General features: G+C 63.0%; 20 protein-coding genes. 3 read left to right on the top strand and 17 right to left on the bottom strand.

Features of this window, described 5'->3' with window-relative positions; all coding sequences use genetic code 11:
• Window positions 1-6: 6 nt before the first annotated feature.
• The 5 genes from ARC39_RS04050 to ARC39_RS04030 are packed head-to-tail and all read right to left on the bottom strand — an operon-like array spanning window position 7 to window position 5,653.
• Window positions 7-1,275: an ABC transporter substrate-binding protein gene (locus ARC39_RS04050; protein ID WP_068110494.1), complete on the bottom strand. Its 1,269-nt coding sequence runs from the start codon at window positions 1,273-1,275 to the stop codon at window positions 7-9.
• 43 nt (window positions 1,276-1,318) lie between these two features.
• Entirely contained in the window at window positions 1,319-2,437 is a 1,119-nt protein-coding gene (locus ARC39_RS04045; protein ID WP_068110491.1) for an ABC transporter ATP-binding protein, read from the bottom strand.
• On the bottom strand, window positions 2,437-3,339 hold the full coding sequence (locus tag ARC39_RS04040) for a carbohydrate ABC transporter permease (RefSeq protein WP_078059059.1): 903 nt from the start codon (window positions 3,337-3,339) through the stop codon (window positions 2,437-2,439). The genes ARC39_RS04045 and ARC39_RS04040 overlap by 1 nt, the downstream gene beginning before the upstream one ends.
• Before the next feature lie 3 nt (window positions 3,340-3,342).
• Window positions 3,343-4,227 carry a carbohydrate ABC transporter permease gene (locus ARC39_RS04035; RefSeq protein ID WP_068110488.1) on the bottom strand — a complete coding sequence of 295 codons (885 nt, stop codon included), beginning with the start codon at window positions 4,225-4,227 and terminating at the stop codon, window positions 3,343-3,345.
• A 1-nt stretch (window position 4,228) separates the two neighbouring features.
• Complete coding sequence (locus tag ARC39_RS04030) at window positions 4,229-5,653, bottom strand: family 4 glycosyl hydrolase (protein ID WP_068110485.1); 1,425 nt, start codon at window positions 5,651-5,653, stop codon at window positions 4,229-4,231.
• 171 nt (window positions 5,654-5,824) lie between these two features.
• Between ARC39_RS04030 and ARC39_RS04025 the strand changes: the two genes are divergently transcribed.
• Window positions 5,825-6,703 (top strand): AraC family transcriptional regulator, encoded by an 879-nt coding sequence (locus tag ARC39_RS04025; RefSeq protein ID WP_068110482.1) that lies wholly within the window; start codon window positions 5,825-5,827, stop codon window positions 6,701-6,703.
• A gap of 547 nt (window positions 6,704-7,250) precedes the next feature.
• On the opposite strand, the gene ARC39_RS04015 is transcribed toward ARC39_RS04025, so the two are convergent.
• The 6 genes from ARC39_RS04015 to ARC39_RS03990 form a co-directional block, all read right to left on the bottom strand.
• Window positions 7,251-7,895, bottom strand: coding sequence for a nucleoside triphosphate hydrolase (locus tag ARC39_RS04015; RefSeq protein ID WP_149866304.1), 645 nt, complete (start codon window positions 7,893-7,895; stop codon window positions 7,251-7,253).
• Between the two features lie 15 nt (window positions 7,896-7,910).
• Window positions 7,911-8,765 carry a sugar phosphate isomerase/epimerase family protein gene (locus tag ARC39_RS04010; protein WP_068110476.1) on the bottom strand — a complete coding sequence of 285 codons (855 nt, stop codon included), beginning with the start codon at window positions 8,763-8,765 and terminating at the stop codon, window positions 7,911-7,913.
• A 3-nt stretch (window positions 8,766-8,768) separates the two neighbouring features.
• Entirely contained in the window at window positions 8,769-9,539 is a 771-nt protein-coding gene (locus tag ARC39_RS04005) for an ATP-binding cassette domain-containing protein (protein ID WP_068110474.1), read from the bottom strand.
• Complete coding sequence (locus ARC39_RS04000) at window positions 9,536-10,540, bottom strand: ABC transporter permease (RefSeq protein WP_068110471.1); 1,005 nt, start codon at window positions 10,538-10,540, stop codon at window positions 9,536-9,538. The genes ARC39_RS04005 and ARC39_RS04000 overlap by 4 nt, the downstream gene beginning before the upstream one ends.
• Before the next feature lie 108 nt (window positions 10,541-10,648).
• The gene (locus tag ARC39_RS03995) at window positions 10,649-11,626 is read right to left on the bottom strand and encodes a sugar ABC transporter substrate-binding protein (RefSeq protein ID WP_068110468.1); all 978 of its coding nucleotides are present in this window, start codon (window positions 11,624-11,626) and stop codon (window positions 10,649-10,651) included.
• A 34-nt stretch (window positions 11,627-11,660) separates the two neighbouring features.
• Window positions 11,661-12,737, bottom strand: coding sequence for a LacI family DNA-binding transcriptional regulator (locus ARC39_RS03990; RefSeq protein WP_068110465.1), 1,077 nt, complete (start codon window positions 12,735-12,737; stop codon window positions 11,661-11,663).
• A 99-nt stretch (window positions 12,738-12,836) separates the two neighbouring features.
• Between ARC39_RS03990 and ARC39_RS03985 the strand changes: the two genes are divergently transcribed.
• Complete coding sequence (locus ARC39_RS03985) at window positions 12,837-13,868, top strand: hydroxyacid dehydrogenase (protein WP_068110461.1); 1,032 nt, start codon at window positions 12,837-12,839, stop codon at window positions 13,866-13,868.
• 117 nt (window positions 13,869-13,985) lie between these two features.
• Entirely contained in the window at window positions 13,986-14,183 is a 198-nt protein-coding gene (locus ARC39_RS03980) for a heavy-metal-associated domain-containing protein (RefSeq protein WP_068111602.1), read from the top strand.
• A gap of 41 nt (window positions 14,184-14,224) precedes the next feature.
• Here the strand turns inward: ARC39_RS03980 and ARC39_RS03975 are convergent, their stop codons facing one another.
• From ARC39_RS03975 to ARC39_RS03950, 6 genes are all read right to left on the bottom strand, one after another.
• Window positions 14,225-15,172, bottom strand: a complete 948-nt coding sequence (locus ARC39_RS03975; protein WP_068110457.1) for a LysR family transcriptional regulator — start codon at window positions 15,170-15,172, stop codon at window positions 14,225-14,227.
• A 32-nt stretch (window positions 15,173-15,204) separates the two neighbouring features.
• Window positions 15,205-16,701: an aldehyde dehydrogenase gene (locus tag ARC39_RS03970; protein WP_068110453.1), complete on the bottom strand. Its 1,497-nt coding sequence runs from the start codon at window positions 16,699-16,701 to the stop codon at window positions 15,205-15,207.
• A gap of 19 nt (window positions 16,702-16,720) precedes the next feature.
• Window positions 16,721-17,395 (bottom strand): DUF1028 domain-containing protein, encoded by a 675-nt coding sequence (locus ARC39_RS03965; protein WP_068110450.1) that lies wholly within the window; start codon window positions 17,393-17,395, stop codon window positions 16,721-16,723.
• Between the two features lie 71 nt (window positions 17,396-17,466).
• A complete protein-coding gene (locus tag ARC39_RS03960; RefSeq protein WP_068110448.1) occupies window positions 17,467-17,883 on the bottom strand; it encodes a RidA family protein in 417 nt (138 codons plus the stop codon).
• A 77-nt stretch (window positions 17,884-17,960) separates the two neighbouring features.
• Window positions 17,961-19,235, bottom strand: a complete 1,275-nt coding sequence (locus ARC39_RS03955) for a flavin-containing monooxygenase (protein ID WP_068110444.1) — start codon at window positions 19,233-19,235, stop codon at window positions 17,961-17,963.
• Between the two features lie 406 nt (window positions 19,236-19,641).
• Window positions 19,642-20,595 carry an MBL fold metallo-hydrolase gene (locus ARC39_RS03950; protein ID WP_068110441.1) on the bottom strand — a complete coding sequence of 318 codons (954 nt, stop codon included), beginning with the start codon at window positions 20,593-20,595 and terminating at the stop codon, window positions 19,642-19,644.
• Window positions 20,596-20,698 lie beyond the last annotated feature (103 nt).

Below are 20,698 nucleotides of genomic sequence, written 5' to 3'. Positions count from 1 at the left end.
AATCGCTCAGTACTTCTCGAGGATCTCGTTGACGTTCACGATGATCTCCTCGGCGGCTTCTTGGGCCGAGATCTCGCCATAGGCGTAGAACTCAAGCGCATCCTTGAAGGCGGACCGGACCTCGGGGTGCTCGTTGAAAGGCGACACGCCGGGGCCTTCGCCGTCCATGATGATCTTGTTGGCGGCGACAAGCACGGGATCGATCACGCCGGTTTCCTGGAGCCGCATCGCCGCGGCTTTGGAGGCCGGAAGACCACGGGCAGACCCCATGGCGTCGATGCCGTCGGTTTCGGTCAGCATGCAGTTGACGATCTGTGCCGCGGCTTCCGGGTTCTCCGAGTTCTTGGAGATCGAGAAGACCATGGAGGGCTTGCGGTAGACCGCCTCGGTCACCGCACCGTCGATCTTCAGCAGCGGCACGGGTACCAACTCCTGATCCTCGCCCATCGGGTCGGAATACTTGAAGTAGGTGGAATCCCACTCATAGGAGCCGGCCAGATGCCCGTCGGCCCATTTCGGGTCTTCATGCAACTTCACGTTGCCGGCGGCGGCGGCGTCCTTCCAGGCGCGCACGACGCCCTTGTCGACGAGCATTTTGTAGAACTCGATGGCCTCGACCAGTTCCTCCGGCGTCCAGGCAACCGTATTGGTCTCCGGGTCGATCAGGTCCTTTCCGGTCTTCTGCGCAGCGACGAGCGACACCGTCAGCACCGTGTTCACGCCGCTGGCGTCATAGGCCATTGTGAGCGGGTAATAATCGTCGCCCAGCTTCTCCTTGAACACTGGCGCCGCGGCGATCACATCGTCCCAGGTCGCCGGTACCGGCACGCCGGCCTTGTCGTAGGTGGCCTTGTTGAACATGAAGACCCGGCCGGTCGTGGAAAGCGGCAGGCCGTTCAGGTGGCCGTTCATCGTGGCGGCGGCCAGCTGATCCTCGGTCCAGTTGCTGAGGTCGATGATCTCGGCGAAATCGTTCAGGTCGGCAAAGCCCGATCCGTCCATGGAGAAGAGCGGCAGCCAGGGCCAGTTGATCTGCATGATGTCGGCCTCGGTGCCGCCGGCAAGCTGCGTCGTCACCTTTTCGAGGTGACCGGACCAGCCGGTGAACTCGGGCGCGATCGTATGGCCATACTTCTCGCCACAGACCTTGAGCGCCTCCTGCGTGGCCAGGTGCCGGCTATCGCCGCCCCACCACGACATGCGCAGATCGGCGGCATTTGCCGAAAGCGCGGTAAGCGCAAGCACCGTGGCAAGTGCGGTCGTTGAACGTTTCATCGGATTCCTCCCTGATATGGAATTACGTTCGTGCGGTTGAACTTCACGCGCCAAGCGAGGCATTTTGCCCGCTGCCGCGATCGAAGACGTGGATGTGACGGGCGAGCGGATGGAAGGCCACCGTATCGCCGTTCTTCAAGCTCCGGTCGAATTGCTCCGACGGCACGACCGAGATGAAGGAATGCCCCTCGATATCGGCGTGCAGGTTCACTTCGTGACCCATGAACTCGACGATCCGCACCGTGCCCTTGAGCGCACCGGGCGTTCCGGTGGGAACCAGTTCGAGGTGCTGCGGACGAATACCGAGGGTGATTGCCCCACCGGGATGCGTCAGCCTTTCGGCCAGCGCCGGTTCGACGTCAAGTATCTGGTCGCCAAGCCGGATCTTGCCGCCATCTTCAAGCGACAGCGTGGCATCAACGAGGTTCATCTCCGGCATGCCGATGAAGCCGCCGACAAAGGCGTTGGCAGGCTTTTCGTAGAGCGTCACCGGATCGGCCACCTGCATGATGTGTCCGTCCTTCATCACGCAGATCCGGTCCCCCATGGTCATCGCTTCCACCTGGTCGTGGGTCACATAAACCACGGTCGCTGGGCGGCCTTCGGCCTTCAGGCGCTTGTGCAAGTCGGTGATCCGCACCCGCATGGAGGCGCGCAGTTTCGCATCGAGGTTCGATAGCGGCTCGTCGAAGAGGAACACCTCCGGCGACTTGATGAGCGCGCGGCCCACGGCAACGCGCTGCGCCTGCCCGCCCGAAAGCTGCTTGGGCAGCCGGTCGAGAAGCTCCTCGATCTCAAGCGTGTGGGAGACCTCCTCGGTCGCCTTCGCGATCTCCTCCTTCGGACGCCGCTTCAGCCGCAGGCCGAAGCCAAGGTTGTTGGCCACCTTCATGTGCGGGTAGAGCGCGTAATTCTGGAACACCATGGCGATGCCGCGCTTACCCGGCGCCAGGTCGTTGACCACGGTGTCGCCGATCTTCACCTCGCCGCCGGTGATCGTCTCCAACCCGGCAATCATGCGCAACGTGGTGGATTTGGCGCAGCCCGACGGGCCCACCAGCACCATGAACTCGCCGTCCTCGATCTCAAGATTGATCCCATGCACGGCCTTGAAGGCGTTGGCGTAGGTCTTTTCGACGTTTCTGAGTTGCAAGCCAGCCATCAGCCTTTGACTCCCCCTGCAGAGATGCCCTCGATGAAGTGTTTCTGGGCCATGAAGAACACGATGAGCGCCGGCGTGATCGCCAAGACAGACATCGCCAGGATGCGGTTCCATTCGAACGCTTCGGTGGTGTCGATCGACAGTTTCAGCGCAAGTGAAATCGGGAACTTGTCGACCGACGAGATGTAGATCAGCGGCCCGAGGAAGTCGTTCATCGTCCACATGAACTGGAACAGACACACCGAGATGATCGCCGGTTTCAGAAGTGGCACCACGATGAAGATCAGCGTTTGCAGGCTGTTCGCGCCGTCCACGCGGGCGGCCTCCTCCATGTCGCGCGGGATGGCGCGCAGGAACTGGACCAGCATGAAGACGAAGAACGCGTCGCCCGCCAGCGCCGAAGGCACCCAGAGCGGCAGGAAACTGTCGAGCCACCCGATGTCGCGGAAAAGCAGGTACTGCGGGATGCGCGTCACCACGTTGGGCAGCAGCAGCGTGGCGATCAGCGTGGCAAAGAAGATCTTCTTGCCCGGGAACTCGAAGCGGGCAAAGCCATAGGCCACCATCGTCGCAGAGATCGCCGTGAACAGCACCTTCGGGATCACGATCTGGAAGGTGTTCCAGAAGAACCGAGCGAAAGTGTAGGGCGTGGAGGTCTTCCAACCTTCGATATAGCCGTCGAGCGTCGGCTCGCGCGGGATGAAACCCGGGTTGGAGAAGATCTCGCTGTTGGTCTTGAAGGATGCTCCGATCAGCCAGATCAGCGGGTAGAGCATCATCAGTCCCACGGCGGCAAGGATCGTGTAGCGGATCGCGGCGTTGATCCTGGCACGCCGGCGCAGCCGGACCTGGTGTTCTGTTAGGGCGAGTTCGTCTGCGATGTCGGGAGTTGTGACAGTCATCTCTCAGCTCCTCTTGTCGCCGGCGTAGTAGACCCACTTCTTCGACGACCAGAAGGCAATCAAAGTCAGCACCATGATGATGGTGAAGAGCACCCAGGCGATGGCCGAGGCGTAGCCCATGTCGAAGTTTTTGAAGGCCTTTTCGTAGATGTAGAGCGGCAGCAAATAGGTGGATTTCAGTGGCCCGCCCTCGGTGATGATGTAGGGGCCGTTGAACTCCTGGAACGCCTGCACGGTCTGCATGATCATGTTGAAGAAGATGACCGGCGTGATCAGCGGCAGGGTAATGTTGCGGAAGGTCTGCCACTGGTTCGCGCCATCGATCCAGGCCGCCTCGTAGAGCGACTTGTCTATGCTCTGAAGCGCGGCGAGGAAGATCACCATCGCCGATCCGAACTGCCAGCAGCGCAGCAGTGTGATTGTGAAAAGCGCGTTGGTCGGGTCGCCGAACCAGTTGACCGGCTCCAGCCCGAACACGCCGATGAACATGTTCACCAGACCGGTGTCAGCGAAGATGTAGCGCCACAGCACTGCGATGGCGATGGACCCGCCAAGGATCGAGGGCACGTAATACGCGGTGCGGAAGAAATTGATCATCTTCAACCGGTAGTTGAGGATCACCGCGATGAAGAGCGCGAAGGCGAGCTTCAGGGGCACCGTGGAGAAGACATAGATCAACGTAACCTTGAGCGACTTGTCGAACGTCCGGTCACGGGTGAAGAGCTTCTCGTAATTGTCGAGGCCCACCCAGGTGGGGGCGGACATCAGGCTGTAGTCGGTGAAGCTCAGGTAGAAGGAATAGAGAAATGGGAAGGCCGTGAAGATGAGAAGCCCCACCACGTAGGGCATCACATAGGCCAGACCCATGTATCGGCTTTCTCCTCCCATATCAGGCGGCCTCCGGGGTCAGTGTTTCAGGGAGCCATGCGGCGGTGGCCGCCAGCATGTCGGTGTACATCTTGTATCGTTGATCCTCGCCGAGCCCCCACAGCGCGGGGTCCGACGCAAAGAGCGGGAACAGGGCGTCGCGATCGCCGGCCAACACGGCCCGGACCAACGCGCTCTGGCGCTCGGCGTGATCGGCAACGATTGCTTCCAGCCCGGCGGGTAGCCGCCCAGCCTGGATCGGCTGAACGCCGAGGCCGGAGAAGACGGCATTCGTCTCTACGACAGCGCCAGCCGGCAGCCCGGCCACCTGGCCGCGATTGGGCAGGTTGGCATTGCTGATGTGTACTTCGCCGGTGAGCAACGCGACGATCTGATCGAGGAAGGCCTCGGCGGAGCGTTCGACCGGCGGGAGCGCCCCGTCGCCGTGCGACCACCCTTCCAGCAGTTCCGCCCGTGCATCTCGGTCGCGCATCCGGAACTCGACGGGCGTAAGGCCGAAGCCCCAGTTCTGAGCAGCGGCGAGGTAATCCGACTGCGGTAGAAACTCTGCCAGATGCCGGTCTCCTGCGGCGGCGGCGATCCCATATCGCGACGTGAGGTCGAATTTCACCCGGTTGACGTCTTCAAAATACGACTGCCACTCGTTGTCGGGGTCGCTGGGCGTTTCTCTCCAGCCATCTGCGCTGTGCGCGTCGGCGAAGGCCAGGTAGTCATCCATCAGGTCCATTCCGTCGAGGCTGATCGCATCGACGAAGGTGAAATGATTGATCCCCAGTACATTCGTCTGCACGTCGCGGTGGGTATACCCTTCGCCGGGGCGGCGCTGGTTACCGATCCGGGCCGCAATCTGGCGGAGCTTGGTCACTTCGTGGCATTCGCCCCAGGAGCGAACCTCCGGTGCAACCGCGTGGAGAGTGCCGGTCAGAACCGACATGGGGTTTGTCAGGTTGCACACGAAGGCGCGTGGTGCATGGGCGGCAATGGCGCGCCCGATCACGGCCATCATCGGGATTGCGCGCAATGCCCGCATGAATCCGCCCGGGCCGACCGTGTCCCCGACCGACTGGGCGATGCCGTGGGCGGCCGGAATCGAAAGATCGGATGCCATTGCCTCGAAGGAACCGGGAAGAATGGAGATGACGACGACATCCGCGCCGCTCAAGGCGCGCGTCAGATCGGGTTCGGCGGCATAGCGGATCCTGCAGCCGGTTTCCTTGGCGTACCGATTCCCGAGGCCTGCGTTGCGTTCGGCCGACTCTCGGTCGATATCGAACAGCCGCACTTCGCCGCTCACGCCGCCGTGCGCCGCCAAATCGCCCATCAGGGTCGGCGCCCAGTTCAGCGAGCCGCCCCCGACATAGGCGATGACGGCCTCTGTCGCGCCCCTAAGACCTCTCCCACATTGCGGAAATCCGGAATCGTGCATGTTTCCGAAGCGATGACCCCGCGATCCTACTGCTTTGCAGCGTAGCCGCGCGACCCGCGCAATCTCCCCCCGAATTTCACCCCGTGACTCGAGGCACTTTGTTCCTGTTCAACTAATATGCCAGTATGCACGGGAAATTCGCAGATTAAATGAAGGGAGCCGCACAAAAAGATGGACGAAACCGAACATACCGTTTTGACCGGCATTCCGCCCGAGGCGCTTTCGGTGCACCTGACGCGATCCACGATCAAGATGCACCACGGAAAATCATGGCGGGTCGACAAATCGAATCAAGTGCATGACATGGTCGTTTGCCTGACCGGCGGCGCAGAATACGTCGTCGACGGCACGGCTGTTCACCTTACGGAGGGAGATGCGATGCTCATCCCGGCCCAGTGCAGGTTCCGGGGCCACAGAACGTCGGATCAGCGATACACCGGCATCGCGCAGCATTTCACTCTCGAACTTTTTGGCAACGTGGACTTCATTTCACAAATGGAATTGCGCCCATCCGTTCGATTGAGTGGCTGGCCCTACCTTAAGCCCCTTGTACAGCACTATCACGACGCCGCGCCGCTCACCTCAACAACATTGGCGCAACACCACGCATTCATGGTTGTCCTGACGGCCTTCATTGAGGACGCGTTTCTTGGTTGGCGGCAAAGCGCCATGGCGGCGGTGGAAAACCGCGATGCACTGTCACTGCATATCATGCTGGTGGCGGCCCGGATCTCGGCAGAGCCGCTGGACGCCGGCGTTGTCGAGGCTGCCCTTGCGAAGGTTCCCTACAATGCGGAGTACTTCCGCCGCGCCTTTCGTGACCGTATCGGATACACGCCGCCGAAATTCGCCGAACTGAAGAAGATGGAGCGCGCCGTCCATTACCTGTCATTCGGCCGGTCGGTAAAGGACGTCGCGGACGAGTTGGGCTACCGGGACCCGTACTATTTCTCGCGCATGTTCAAGCGCTACATCGGGGCGAGCCCATCCTCCTACCGCCTCAAGTCGAAGGATCGCGAGTTGCGGATGCACGATCACTACGTGGAATAGGCGATTGACCCAGGAACTCACTGGGTTCCGGCAGTCGACCCGGTCGCGCTCACCGAATCTCCCTTCTGTCCGGCAAGCAAACCGAACATGGCAAAAGCCGTTGGCGGAACGACGCTTTGTCTCAGCGATTTTTGCGCGGCCATGCCCCTGCATGCGACCTGGATCTGCCCTGACGTGTTGAAGAACGCGCTCTCGATACCGCGTCCGGCACAAGCCCCCTGTTGAGCCGCAAGTTGGTAGGCACGGGCGGCATCGTTTTGCGCGCGGACCGCGTCTCCGAAGAACAACGACGAAAAAACAACCGATGCTGACACGCACGGCTTCCATACTTCCATAAGCCCGCCCCCAATGTAGACCCGGATATTCGACTGTATCCTAGATTACGGCATCTACACTGTATCTAGCAAAAAGCACGAACAACAACACGAAATTTGCTAGCACTGGCGCGTTTGGGTCACCCAAGCCGCGCGACGGCGGGAGCGAAAACAGGTGAACGTGCCGGCGCAACGCTCCGCGCGCCGATCTTGCGTGGCAAATCGGTCGGCCGTCAGTGCGGAATCACCAAATCCACGGGCATGCGGGCGGCGGCCACACGTCTGGCGTTCGGGATATCGTTTCCGAGCGCTTTCTCCCGCGCAACATCGGAGGCAAATCCGAAGCCGAGCCAACGGTCCAGAAGGCGGCGTTCCAGCTCGTCGACAGGCACATCCAGAAATGCCGAGAAATCCCAAAACGTCATCAAGTCGCGCCACGGAGCTTCGTCAAGGCAGAGGTAGTTGCCCTCGACAACGACGATCCGGGTTTCCGGGCGGATCTCTTCTGCGCCAGCGATGGCAATCTCCCGCGTGCGGTCGAAGACCGGCAAAATCACCGACGCCTCGGTACGGATCCTTCGCAGAGTGCTGGCGAATCCGCCGAAATCGAAGGTTTCCGGCGCCCCCTTGCGGGGCAGCAGACCACGCGGCTCCAACAGCCGATTGTCGAGGTGAAAACCGTCCATTGGCATAAGAACCGCGGCGAGTCCCTGCGCAACAAGGGCTTCCACAACAGCCTCCGCCAGGGTCGATTTACCGGAGCCCGGTGGCCCAGCGATGGCGCAAAGCTGCCTAGCGTCGGTTTTCGGCAGGCCACCGATCCGTTCGGCGACCATAGCCGCTTGGCGGGCGATCGTGGCGCCAATGTCCGTGTTCATCCGTTTCAACGTCCCTCATTCGTACCGGTAGCCGGCTGCCTCCGCCGCACGGTGCAGGAACGGCAAACCGACATCGATCACATCATCGGGATTGAGCGCCACCGGGCGCCAGATGGCAAGGGCCGACGCGATGGCCGGATGCACATGGTTCATGCTCTCCAGCGTGGTGACACCGTCGAAGCCGATCTCTGCAAGAGTCTCATAGACCTCGGTCCAGTTGATTGTTCCGCTGCCGGGAGCGCCACGGTTGGCCTCGGAAAGGTGCACGTATCCAAGGAACTCCCCGCAATCGCGGAATCCCTGGGCATAGGAGGTTTCCTCGATGTTCATGTGATAGGTATCGAGGTGGATAAAGACGTTCTCGGCTCCAACCGCCTCGCAATAGGCGCGCCCGTCGGCACCGGTGTTCATGATATGCGTTTCGTAACGGTTGCAGGGCTCCAACCCGATCCGGAGCCCATGCTCGGCCGCCAGTTTCGCGGCACGCTCGATGAACCGGCAGGTTCCGTCAACCTCTGCCTGTGTACGCGGTGCGCCGGATATCTTTCCGATCGTCCCGTAGGTCACGCCGGCAAGCGCCGCCGACCCGACACCGGAGGCCACTTCGAAGGCGGGCTTCAAAAAGGCGAGCCCGACCTCCGGATCCGAGATCACGTCGATGTCGTCCGGCAGGCCAAGCGAGCATACCGGCTCGATCCCGGTCTCCTCGCAGAAAGCCCGCGTGCCCGTAACGTCGATCTCCGCCGGATCGAGAAGGGGGATCTCCAGCACGCGCACCTTGTGCGTTTCGAACTTCGGCAGCAATGCCCGCATCGCGGCAACATCCCACCGCGGCGCAGCGGCGAAGGTGTGAAGGCCAAGTCTCGCCATGGGTCAACCTCTAGCTTCGTGTTCGGCCGCTTCGGCCATGTCATTCCCGCCGACGATGGCCGAGACCACTTCGGCCATGTCCGTGTCGGCAGTTGTCAGATTCGCGGTCGCACGCCCCTGGCGAAGCACCACGATCCTGTCGGTAACGCTGAGTACGTCGTTCAAACGGTGCGAGATCAGGATCACGCCGATACCCTCGGATTTGAGCTGGCGGATCAGGTCGAGCACGCCCTGCACCTCGCGCACCGCCAGCGCGGCCGTGGGTTCGTCCATGATGACCACCTTCGGGTTGAAGGTGAGCGCCCGCGCAATGGCCACTGATTGCTGCTGACCGCCGGAAAACGAGCCGACGGGCCGGGAGATCGCGGGCAAGCGGGCACCCAGCCGGTCGATCATCGCCTGTGCTTCGCGTTTCATCGTGGCACGGTCGACGAAATCCATGCCGAGCACCTTCCGCACCGGCTCCCTGCCGAGGAAGATATTGGCCGCCACGTCCTGCTGCTTGGCGAGCGCAAGGTCCTGGTAAATCATCTCGATCCCAAGGCTGCGACGTTCGCCCGGGTCGAATCCGAGGATCGGTTTGCCCTCCAGCTCAATCGTGCCCGCATCGGCCGTGTAGATACCGGTCACGATCTTCATCAGCGTCGATTTACCGGCGCCGTTGTCGCCCACGAGGCCCACGACCTCGCCCGCTTTCACCCGGAAATCGACCCCGTGCAGCACATGAACCGCGCCGAAGCTCTTGGTGATGCCTTTGACGTCGAGGAGGGTCATACGCGGGTCTCCTTCCTGAGCTGATACTGGTCGATGAAGACCGCGAGGATGAGGACGGCACCGATGGCCATCTGCTGGTAGTAGGATTGCACCGCAAGCAGGTTCAGCCCGTTCTGCAGAACGCCCATGATCAACGCGCCGACCATTGTGCCGAGGATCGAGCCGCGCCCGCCGAAGAGGTTCGTCCCACCGATAATCGCCGCCGTGATCGCGGTCAGTTCATAGGTAAGACCCGCGGTCGGATCGCCTGCGTTGATCCGCGCCGTGAAGAGCAGCCCGCCGAGCCCCGCAAGAGCGCCTGACAGCGTGTAGAGCGTACGACGATGGTGCTCTATATTGATACCTGCGGTGCGTGCGGCGTTCTCGCTGTCGCCGATCGCCAGCGTGTGGCGGCCATAGCGCGTGTAGGCGAGCACGCAATGCATGATGACTGCGGTCGTGACGAATATGATGACAGGCATCGGGATGCCCAACGGGCGCCCCTGCCCCAGATAGACCATCGCCTGCGGCAGCCCGTAGATCACGCGCCCATCGGAGATGACCAGCGCCAGCCCGCGCGCGATGCCGAGCATTCCAAGGGTCACGATGAAGGCGGGCACGAAAGCCCGCGTGACGATTGTGCCGTTGACGAAACCAGCAAGCGCGCCGGCGCCGATACAGGCCAGAACGGCAATCGGCATGGGCATGCCCCAGTTGACGCCCACGTAGGCACCGACGACCCCCGAAAACCCCATGACCGAGCCCAGAGACAGGTCGAGCCCGCCAGAGCCGATCACGAAGGTCGCCGCAATGGCCAGCACCCCGATCGTGGAGGTCGCCAGCAGGATGTTCATGAAATTGCTGACGGAGAGGAAATATGGCGAGAGCATCGCCATGATCCCTGCCAGCACGATCAGCACGATCAGCGACTCGAGCCGCACATGAAGTTGCTCGATAGAGCCGGTCTGGAGCCGTCTCCAGAGGCTCGGAGCGGCGACAGCCTGTGAAGGTGTGGAGGTCATCTCAATTTCTCGCTGATACGCTGGAGGCAAACCACGCCCCGGCGACGTTTCGGATCGTACCGAGAGGCCCGGCGGGGCCGGGAGTGATCCCCGCCGGGCCGAAGCGGGTCACTTCACGAATTCGAGCAGCGGCTCGGTGCCCGCATCCATGACCTCCTTGGTCAGGACGAGTGTCGGCACGGTGATGTGACCCTCGACCGATCCGCCTTCGACAACGGTCTTCACGTTCTCAAGGGCCTGTTTCCCCACGAGATAGGGCAGCTGTGCGACAGAAGCTGTCAGCCGTCCTTGTCCGATAGACTTCACGGCATCCGAGTTTCCGTCCACGCCGATGATCACCACGTCGCCGCCCTTCCCGGCCGCATAGACGGATTCCACCGCGCCGAGCGCCATGCCGTCATTGGCTGCGAAAATGCCCTTGAGATCGGGATTGCGGGTCAGGATGTCGTTGGTGATCGTGGCCGCCTTGCCGCGGTCCCAGTCACCGGGCAGCGAGGCGACGATTTCGAGCCCAGGCGCCAGTTCGGCCAACTTGTCGGCGAAGCCCTGCGCCCGCTTCTGACCGGTGACGTTACCCGAAAGGCCTTCGATCACCAGCACCGGACCCGTTGCATCGGCTCCCAGAACTTCCACCATGTATTCAGCACCTTGCCCGCCGGCCTTCACATTGTCTGAACCAATGGAAAAGGTAATGTCGATCCCCTCCTGCTCCAGGATCGCCGGGTCGAGATTGCCATCGAGATCGACGACCTTGATCCCGGCCTCCTGGGCGGCCTTCAGGCACGGCAGCAGGTTGGTGGAGTTGATCGCTGCGGTGACCAGAGCAACAGGGTTGCGCTCCAGCATCGTGTTGCAGACGTTGAGCTGGTTCTCCACCGCCTGATCGCTTTCCACCGCCTGTACGAAATAGGGTACGCCGGCCTCCGTGGCACCGGCTTCCACCCCTTCGCCCATTGCGCCCCAGAAGGGGTTCGCCAGGGTCTTCATGAGAATCGCGTATTCACCGTCGGCCTGCGCCGGAGTCACGGCCAGCAGGGCCGCAACGGCCGTTGCACCGAGCATTCCGAATGACATCTTCTTGGACATGGTATTCTCCTCCTGTTGATACGTCCGTCCGTTGTTACCTGCCGCCCCTCCTTTGGCGCGACATCTCCTCTCCCGGTCCGGCCGATTGGCGGACCAGCATTTTGCACGGTTCCAGGCATTGCACCGGGAAGCCGGTATTCTCTCCCTCGATCCGGGCCAGAAGCGCGGCCAGCGCGCGTTCGGCCATGACCGCGACGGGTTGGGCCACCGCGGTAATCGACGGCCACGTCGTCTGCATCCACTCCCCGTCGTCAAAGCCGACGAGCGAAATATCCTGCGGCACGCGCAACCCACGCCGCCCAAGTTCCGACAGCACGAGAAGCGTCGAGTGCTGGGAGAGAGAGAACACTGCGGTCGGCCCGCCCTGCGTGTTTTCGCCCAGGGCCACGTCGAAATACTCACGCACGGCTTCGCGCTGGACCTCCAGGTCATCATCCGAGAGCAGCGTATCGATGTGCACGCCCGGCTCTCGCGCCTTCGCCCGCTTGGAAAAACCGGCAAGCCGCGTGCGCACGGCCTTGGAAATCTGCGTCGCACCGTGCAGGAGCACATGCCGGTGACCGAGCCCGAGGAGGAAGTCGGCAACCTCCGCGGAGGCCTCGAAATTATCCGCGGTCACGGTGTCGTATCGATCATCGGCCGAAACCCGGTCGACCAGCACCGCCGTCATGTCGAGTTCGCGCAGCATAGCCGCGCCGCGCCCGCGCTCCGAACGCACGGGCGCCAGTATTGTTCCGGCGACACGCCAGTCGTTCATTCGCGCTACAAGATCAGCCTCGCGTTCTTCGCTCTCGCGGCTCGATGAAACGATCATGTGGTAGCCGGCGCGTTCCGCCGCATCTTCCAACCCAGCGACCAACGCGCCAAAGAACGCACTTTCGAGATCCGGGACGACGGCACCGATGATCCGGCGGTATTCGTTGCGCAAACCCGAAGCGAGCGGATCCATCCTATACCCAAGCGCCTTCACCGCCGCATGCACGCGATCGGCGTTCTCCGCCTTCACCGAGGATACGCCCCGCAGAACCTTTGACACGGTTGCCGCAGAGACGCCGGCATGGCGCGCGACATCGTGAATCGTGGCGCGACGTGGCTTTTCTTCCCGCGGCATACATCCTCCCCTTGGCCGGAATATTCCGCCTAGAATCGCAAAATAAATCGGTTTACTCACTCTGTAAATCGATTTATCCGTCATTCGGGAGGATTCGTCATGATCGAACAGCCGAAGCCCATCGTCATTTGCGCGCCTGAGCCGCGCACGCTGGATCTCATCTTCACGATTGAAAAACTGGAGCAACTTCGCAGCCGCTACGACCTCGTGGAAACGACCGAAGACAAGGTCGCGTCGCTTGACGCCGCCGTGCTCCGCGAGGCGCGTTTCGTGCTTGGGCAGCCGCCGATCTCATCCGAGACCCTGGCGCAGATGAAGAACCTGCGGGCCGTGCTCAACGTCGAGTCGAATCTGATCGACAACATGCCCTATGACGAGGTCTTTCGGCGTGGGATCCACGTGTTGACCACCGGTGCGGTGTTTGCCGTGCCTGTGGCAGAGATGGGGCTGGCGCTGGCGCTCAATCTCGCGCGCGGCATCGTTGACGCGGATAGCGACTTCCGCAGAGGTACGGAGAAGTGGGGCGGCGACGGCAATGCAACGGCCCGGCTCCTGACCGGATCGGAGATCGGTATCATCGGCTTCGGCGATCTCGGCAAGGCGCTCAACCGCCTGCTGCACGGATTTCGCGCCACGGTACGGGTGTTCGACCCCTGGCTGCCGCCATCGATCCTACAAGACCACGGCGTGACCCCGGCCAGCCTTGAGACGGTTCTCGAACAATCAGACCATGTTTTCGTCCTGGCGGCCGTCACGGCCGAGAACCGTGGCTTCCTTGGCGCCGAAGAATTCGCCCGCATGCGTCCGGGTGCGGCCTTGATCCTGCTGTCGCGCGCCGATGTCGTGGATTTCGATGCGCTGATCGACGCGGTATCGCGCGGGCACATCCTCGCCGCCAGCGATGTTTTCCCAGAAGAGCCGTTGCCGCCCGACCATCCGGTACGGCAGCTGAGCGGTATCATTCGGTCCGCGCACAGAGCGGGAGCGCTCGATGTGGCCTTCAAGCAAATGGGCGACATGGTGCTCGAAGACATGGACCTGATGGACCGTGGCCTGCCGCCCATGCGCTGCAAGCGCGCCGAAAGGGAAACCGCCAGCCGCATGCGCTCACGCCCGGTCGAGACGAACTGAGCCACCCTCCCGTACGACCGCGCCACCCGCGGCGATGGGCGCGACCTGCCGCTGCAGTTTTTGCTTGACCTTCCGGCGCAGGAAGCCGTCACGGTCGCGGAAAAACAGGAGATCACCATGCCCCGATTCACGGTGCCAGACATGAGCTGCGGCCATTGCACGGCCGCCATCGAGAAAGCGATCAAGGAGGTCGACACCGGCTCGTCGGTTGATTGCAACCTCGACGACCGTACGGTCGCGATCACCAGTGCGCTTCCGCAAGAGGATCTGCAGGCGGCCATGGAAGCGGCCGGATACCCCTCCCAACCCGCCTGAGCGGCACCTATCCGACCTCCTGAGACGTTGCGCGGCGGGGGTCAGGCGCCCGGCCGCGGCGCCGGACCGTCCAACCCAGGGATCTCGCCCGCGCCAAGCACCTCCCGACAATGTTCGGCAAAGGCCGATATCGTCAGGACAGAGCGCGCGCCCGGCACCATCACCAGCCCCAGTTTCATCGCCCGCACGGCGCCCGCCAGCGGGATGCATCGCAACGCCCGCCCATCCGGCGAGCGGTCCGACAGGGGGCGGATATTGGCGATGGAATAGCCGAACCCGTTGCCCACGAGCGAACGCATCACAGCCATGTCGCGGGTCCGCTCGGCAATCCGCGGTGCCACCCCGGCCTGCGCGAAGAGCGACAGGAAGTAGTCGGAGGAATAGGGCAAATCCAGCAGGATCATCGGATGCTCCGCCACCTCAAGGATCGAGACCTCCGGCCGGTCCGCAATGGGATGATCCGCGCCAACCAGCACATAGGGCGGCAACTCGGCAAGCGGCAGGAACTCCAGCTCCGCCGGGATTTCCAGATCGTAGGCCAGCGCCACGTCGATCTCCGCGCGCCGCAGCCAGTCGAAGATCTGCGCTTGCGTCAACTCGTGCTGGCTGACGGTTACCCCCGGGAATCGCGCCTCGAACGATCGCCGCAACCGCGGCACGACGATCTGCGCGAAGGTCAGCAGGCAGCCCACGGAGAGCGGCCCCTGCACCTTGCCGAGCACGTCGCCGGCCAGACGGTTCAGGGTTTCCGCCTGCTCCAGAACACGCTTGGCCTGCCCCATGAACTGCCGCCCGGCCTGCGATAGCGATAACCCGTGCGCGTGCTTCCGCACAAAGAGCTGGATGCCGAATTCCTCTTCCAACTGGCCGATCGCAGCAGAAATGGACGGAGACGAAACGTTGACCTTGTCGGCGGCGCGCGCAATCGAGCCCGCCTCGCCGACGGCGACGAAGTATTCCAACTGGCGGAGTGTGAAGCGCAGCGGCATGGGACGGAGGTAGCCGACGCGCCCCACGCGCTTCAAGCCCGATACTTGATCCAGGTGGTCTTCAGTGCCGTGTATTTGTCGAAGGAGTGCAACGACAGGTCACGGCCGAACCCGGATTGCTTCATCCCGCCGAAGGGCGTCTGGGCGGAGAGCGCATCGACCGTGTTGACCGAACACGTCCCCACGTGCAGCGCATCGGAAACCCGTAGTGCCCGGCTCAGGTTGTCAGTCCAGACGGAGGCCGCCAGCCCGTAGATCGAGTCGTTGGCCATCTCCACGGCCTCTGCCTCGGTGTCGAAAGGCACGATGGACAGGACCGGGCCAAAGATCTCTTCCCGCGCCAGCGGATCGTCATGCGAGACGTCATCGAAAATCGTCGGTTGCACGAACAGCCCCCTGCCCGCCACCGTCACCTGGTCGCCGCCCGCCACAAGGTTGGCCGTCTTCCGACCCGCGCCTATGAAACCCATGATCCGTTCGGTTTGCGCGGCGTCGACGATGGCGCCCATCTTCGAGGCCGGGTCGAGCGGGTCGCCGGGCTGCATTGCCTCCGCCCGCGCAATCATTTTCTCCAGGAAGGCGTCCTTGATCGACCGCTCCACGTAGAGCCGCGAATTCGCCGAACAGACCTCGCCCTGGTTGAAGAAAATGCCGAACGCCGCCATGTCGGCCGCCGCGTCGAGATTCTCGCAATCGGCGAAGACCAGGTTGGGACTCTTGCCGCCCGTCTCCGGCCAGACCTGTTTGAGGTTGGATTGCCCGGAATAGGCCATGAACATCTTGCCCACGGCCGTGGAGCCGGTGAAAGCCAGTGCATCCACGTCCATGTGCAGCCCCAGGGCCTTACCCGCCGTCCCGCCGAAACCGGGCAGGACGTTGAAGACGCCGTCCGGCACCCCCGCCTCGGCCGCCAGTTCCGCAAGCCGCAAGGCGGAGAGCGGCGACTGCTCCGCCGGCTTCAGTACCACCGAATTGCCCGCCGCCAGTGCCGCCGCCGACTTCCACGTCGCCATGTCGAGCGGGAAATTCCACGGCGTCACCGCCCCGACCACGCCCACCGGCACCCGACGCACCAGTGCCAGGTCGCCCGGCCCATTGGGCGCGACCTCGTCATAGAGCTTGTCGATGGCCTCGGCATGCCATTGGAAGAAATGCGCCGATCCCGGCGCGTCGACCGTCACGGCATCCTGCACCAGCTTGCCCATGTCGAGACTGTCGAGGAGCGCTAGCTCCTGCAGGTTCGCCCGAATCAAATCGGCCAGCTTCAACAGCACCGCCTTGCGCTCCCCCGGCGCAGCACGCGACCAATGTCCGGCCTCGAAAGCCCGCCGCGCCGCGGCAACCGCGCGGTCCACATCCGTCGCGCCGCAGGCTGCGACCTGCGTCAGCACCTCTCCCGTCGCCGGGTTGATACAGTCGAAGGTCTCGCCAGAGGCTGCGTCGACGAAGGTTCCGCCGATAAACGCCTGGCTGCGGAAACTCAGGGCAGCCGCACGGGCCTGCCAGTCGGTGTGAGAAAGGTCGCTCATGCGCGTCTCCGTCTTTTTCCTATTCGTCGCCCGGCACGCCATAGGACGGCGCCGCGCGCGGATCGAGCGCGCGCTGGACATAGTCTTCGAGTTGCGGCTTGTAGACGTGCCAGGCAGTCGCGACCGCCTCGATCGGGCATTCCTCCGTCCAGTCGCATCGCAGATCGGCCACGGGCCAGGGGACGCGGTCCACCAGCATCAAACCTGCCGAATGCACCGGCCCGGCCTCCCCGCCGGCCGCCAGCCCGGCGCGCAGCGCGGCAATCAACCGATCCCCGAGATGACCATCGGCGGCGCAGAAGGCCTTGACGAGGCTCTGCGGCACACCTTCGTTCGCAAGAAGATTCCCGGCAGCGGCAACGTTGTCACCCTCCGCCTGTGTCCAGATCCCAAGCGAGTTCGGTCCGGAATGAATGGCCGTGCGCCCGGCGCGGTCCACCGCCAGAACCTGCCGATACTCCACGAAACGCCCCCTTTCGGCGACCTCTCGAATGGCTTGCGCAGCGCTTCCGCCAGCCGCCATCGCATCGAGCGCCATTGGCCCGAGCTCCGGATCGGTGACGTTCTGCGAAACCGCCGCACCAACGCCTGCCCGCGCATAGGAGCACCGTGCCGCCACCGCCGGCGAAGAGGATGAGATCGCGACCCCGAACATACCTGTCCGCGCGCATCGTGCCACAAGCGAAAATGTCATCGGACAAGGCCCCTTCTTCTGTCGGCAAATATCCTCGGGGGTCCGGGGGCAGACAGCCCCCGGCCGCGTTCTCAATCGGGGATCACCGCCGTGGCGTCGATCTCCACCAGCCACTCGGGACGCGCCAGAGCAGACACCACGAGCCCCGTGGAGACCGGGTGAACGCCTTTGATGTACTCACCCATCGTCCGGTAAACCGCCTCCCGGTGACGGACGTCGGTGATATAGACCACGACCTTCACCAGATGCTCCATCGAGCCGCCAGCCTCCTCGATCAGCTGGCGGATGTTCTGCATGACCTTGTGGGTCTGCTCGGCCGGATCGTGGCTGTCGATATTGCGCGCATCGTCCAGTTCCTGCGGGCATTGCCCACGCAGATAAACCGTCCGCCCGCCCTGCGTGACGACGGCCTGGCAAAGATCGTTGTCCAGATTCTGCTCGGGGTAGGTCTCTGCTGTGTTGAACTTGCGAATACGGGTATGGGCCATGCGTCGTTCCGTGGTTTGGGTCTCATGTCCTGCGGTGCCGGCGTCGAAACGGGCACGCGTCCGATACGGTACGGTCCTCAACGTCCCGCCGGCATCTGTGCGTCCGCGGGAGAATAAGCCAGGTAACCGCGTTGCGTCACGATGTGTTCGGCGATGAACTTCGCATCGTGCCACACGCCCCAGATGAACGAGGAGCCGCGACGGGACTGCCAGGGAAGCCCGAGGAAATACACGCCGGGCTCGGTGGATACCCCGCGCTGGTGGCGTGGTTTGCCGTCGGTGTCGAAGGCATCGACATGCAACCAGCTGTCGTCGCGTCCGAACCCCGTCGCCCAGAGGATCGTGCCGATCCCGGCGTCTTCGAGGTTCACGGACAGCAACGGATTGGCGATGCAGTCGGGATCGGAACCGATCCGCCGTGCGTGCGGCTCTTCCGGCAGATCGAGCCCATTGCGAGTGACATAGGCATCGGCCGCGTCCAGCACGGAGAGGTAATTGGCATCGCCGACGGCGATGTTTTCCCCCAGGTCCCCGGCGAAGGACAATACCCCGTCCGAGTACCCCTCGGTCCGTCCGACCAGGGTCATCCCGCGCGCGGCAAGATCGCGAAAATCGATCGTGTGCCCGCCATGGGCGCCGCTGACGGAGATCGTCACGTGTTCGGCACCTTGCGGAGGCGCTGCGGCGTCCCACAGGCCCAACACGCCGAGCCACCAGACGAAGTCCCGCCCGCGATAGCTTCGCGGCGGCCGGTCGTGCGGGCCGACCGAGAGAAAGACCCGCCGGTCGGCGCGCAAAAGCTCATCGGCGATCTGAACGCCCGAAGACCCCGCGCCCACGACGAGTACGCCCCCCTCCGGCAGGCCATCGGGATTGCGGTAGCTTGCCGAGTGCATCTGTGTCACCGGCGCGTGCGCCGGCACGATCGGCGGGATGACCGGCTTTTGAAACGGCCCCGTCGCGACAACGATCCGGCTGGCCTCGATGGCACCGTGAGTGGTCTCGGCCAGAAACCCGGGCCGCCCCGCGTTCCGCACCACCCGCGTTACCTCGACGCCGCAGCGCACCGGCGCGCGGACTTTCTCGGCATATTCCGCGAAATAGTCAGCGACCCGTTCCTTCGATGCGAAGGCATCGGGCGCGAGATCGTCAAAGGTCAGCCCCGGGAAACGGTCGTGCCAGGCCGGGCCGTTCGCAACCAGCGAATCCCAGCGCTGGGACCGCCAGCGTTCGGCGATCCGGCCGCGTTCCAGAATGACGTGTGGCACGCCGTTCTCGCCCAGATGCGCGCTCATGGCGATCCCTGCCTGGCCCGCCCCCACGATCAGCGTGTCCGTCGTTTCGACTGGCATGTCTCTGGCGTTCTCCTTGCATCCTTGGTCGAGCCGCGGGCACCGCAAGGCCGGCAGTCAGACCAGCCGGCATACCCCCGGACGGCCTCATCCATCTCTCGCAAAACGATATTCCGAAAGTAGAACCTGCGACAGCTCTAGTTAGGCAAAACCTAACAAGCAACAGACGCCTTCGTCGACACAGCGGTTGACGCAAACGCGCAATGTTACCGCGAACAAGCCAGAAGACCTGTTCAGTTCTCTAGCCGGCGCAGCTCCGTGCGACACAATTCCAACGACAGCTGCAATGTCCTGACACCGGTCTTCAGGCGCTACGTGCTATACGGATCGAGACGAGACGCCCCTCAAGACTTAGACACTAGCTAAGTCCAGACCCAACTGAACGGAGACCCGGCACGGCCTGACGTCACTCGAATTCCATCTCCTCGTAGACACGACCGGCATTCTTCGTGGCCAGTTCCTCGAACGTATCGAGACCAACATAGGGCGACTGGTCCACGTAGTAGGCCTCGGCCAGATCGCCGCCTTCGTCGAGGTGCGCTCCGATCTTCTCCCGCAGATACACCAGATAATCGCGCGTGTAGCGGCGTACCTGGTCCATGTTGGTCGGGTGGCCGTGGCCGGGGATCACATATGTCGCGCCAAGCGTCTCGAACGCGGTGTCCCAGGTCTCGATCCAATCGCGGGTGATCGTGTCCGGGAAGATCGGCAGCATACGTTCGTGAAACGCCATGTCTCCGGCAATGACGAGGCCCTTCTCGGGAAGCCAGACCTGGATATCGCCCGGACTATGTGCCGGTCCGAGATGCAGAACCTCGATCGTCACGTCCCCCATGGATGCATCGTACCTGTCCTCGAAGGTAATCGTCGGCCCCTGAATCTCGGTGCCTTCGGCCTTGTCGCGGTTGTATCCTTTCATTCCCTCCAGAATGCGATGGCCGGTTTCCTTCACTTCATGCGCCGCATCCACATGGGCCAGGATAGGCACTCCCTGCGCGGCCCAGTAGGAATTGCCGAGCATGGCATGCCCCTGCCCGTTCTCGTTGATCACCAGCTTCACGGGCTGATCCGTCACCGCCTGAATCTCCTGATGCAGCGCTTCGGCCAGCACCGCAGCAGCACCGGCATTCACGACCACAACGCCGTCACCGGTCACGATGAAGCTGAGGTTGTTGTTGTGACCGGTGTTTTCATAGGTCGGCGGCGCGGTTGCGCCGATGGCCGACCAGATGCCGGGGATCACCTCCACGGGTTTGGAATAGAGCGGGCTTTGCGGATACTGATCGGCGATGTCTTCGCTCGCCTGTGCGGTCAACGCAATGAGCGACGCCGCGAGTGCCGTGCAGGTCTTGTGGATCATGTGCGGTTCCTCCCGCCTTACATATTCCAACAAACGAATTTAAAGTCGAGTCCGCTATCTGCGGCGAAACGGACCGCCAGCGCTCCCGCCCGTCGTCGGCGCA

Origin of the sequence: Tropicimonas marinistellae, from assembly GCF_001509585.1 — a bacterium.
Taxonomy (GTDB): Bacteria; Pseudomonadota; Alphaproteobacteria; order Rhodobacterales; family Rhodobacteraceae; genus Tropicimonas; species Tropicimonas marinistellae.
This window is presented reverse-complemented; position numbering and strand designations above follow the sequence as displayed.

Coding starts and splice junctions, on each gene's coding strand:
- ARC39_RS04040 (WP_078059059.1), bottom strand. CDS start 3,339: ATGACTGTCACAACTCCCGACATCGCAGACGAACTCGCCCTAACAGAA.
- ARC39_RS03995 (WP_068110468.1), bottom strand. CDS start 11,626: ATGTCCAAGAAGATGTCATTCGGAATGCTCGGTGCAACGGCCGTTGCG.
- ARC39_RS03955 (WP_068110444.1), bottom strand. CDS start 19,235: ATGCCAGTCGAAACGACGGACACGCTGATCGTGGGGGCGGGCCAGGCA.
- ARC39_RS04005 (WP_068110474.1), bottom strand. CDS start 9,539: ATGACCCTCCTCGACGTCAAAGGCATCACCAAGAGCTTCGGCGCGGTT.
- ARC39_RS03950 (WP_068110441.1), bottom strand. CDS start 20,595: ATGATCCACAAGACCTGCACGGCACTCGCGGCGTCGCTCATTGCGTTG.
- ARC39_RS04030 (WP_068110485.1), bottom strand. CDS start 5,653: ATGCACGATTCCGGATTTCCGCAATGTGGGAGAGGTCTTAGGGGCGCG.
- ARC39_RS04025 (WP_068110482.1), top strand. CDS start 5,825: ATGGACGAAACCGAACATACCGTTTTGACCGGCATTCCGCCCGAGGCG.
- ARC39_RS04035 (WP_068110488.1), bottom strand. CDS start 4,227: ATGGGAGGAGAAAGCCGATACATGGGTCTGGCCTATGTGATGCCCTAC.
- ARC39_RS03975 (WP_068110457.1), bottom strand. CDS start 15,172: ATGCCGCTGCGCTTCACACTCCGCCAGTTGGAATACTTCGTCGCCGTC.
- ARC39_RS03965 (WP_068110450.1), bottom strand. CDS start 17,395: ATGACATTTTCGCTTGTGGCACGATGCGCGCGGACAGGTATGTTCGGG.
- ARC39_RS03985 (WP_068110461.1), top strand. CDS start 12,837: ATGATCGAACAGCCGAAGCCCATCGTCATTTGCGCGCCTGAGCCGCGC.
- ARC39_RS04015 (WP_149866304.1), bottom strand. CDS start 7,895: ATGAACACGGACATTGGCGCCACGATCGCCCGCCAAGCGGCTATGGTC.
- ARC39_RS04000 (WP_068110471.1), bottom strand. CDS start 10,540: ATGACCTCCACACCTTCACAGGCTGTCGCCGCTCCGAGCCTCTGGAGA.
- ARC39_RS04050 (WP_068110494.1), bottom strand. CDS start 1,275: ATGAAACGTTCAACGACCGCACTTGCCACGGTGCTTGCGCTTACCGCG.
- ARC39_RS03980 (WP_068111602.1), top strand. CDS start 13,986: ATGCCCCGATTCACGGTGCCAGACATGAGCTGCGGCCATTGCACGGCC.
- ARC39_RS04045 (WP_068110491.1), bottom strand. CDS start 2,437: ATGGCTGGCTTGCAACTCAGAAACGTCGAAAAGACCTACGCCAACGCC.
- ARC39_RS04010 (WP_068110476.1), bottom strand. CDS start 8,765: ATGGCGAGACTTGGCCTTCACACCTTCGCCGCTGCGCCGCGGTGGGAT.
- ARC39_RS03960 (WP_068110448.1), bottom strand. CDS start 17,883: ATGGCCCATACCCGTATTCGCAAGTTCAACACAGCAGAGACCTACCCC.
- ARC39_RS03970 (WP_068110453.1), bottom strand. CDS start 16,701: ATGAGCGACCTTTCTCACACCGACTGGCAGGCCCGTGCGGCTGCCCTG.
- ARC39_RS03990 (WP_068110465.1), bottom strand. CDS start 12,737: ATGCCGCGGGAAGAAAAGCCACGTCGCGCCACGATTCACGATGTCGCG.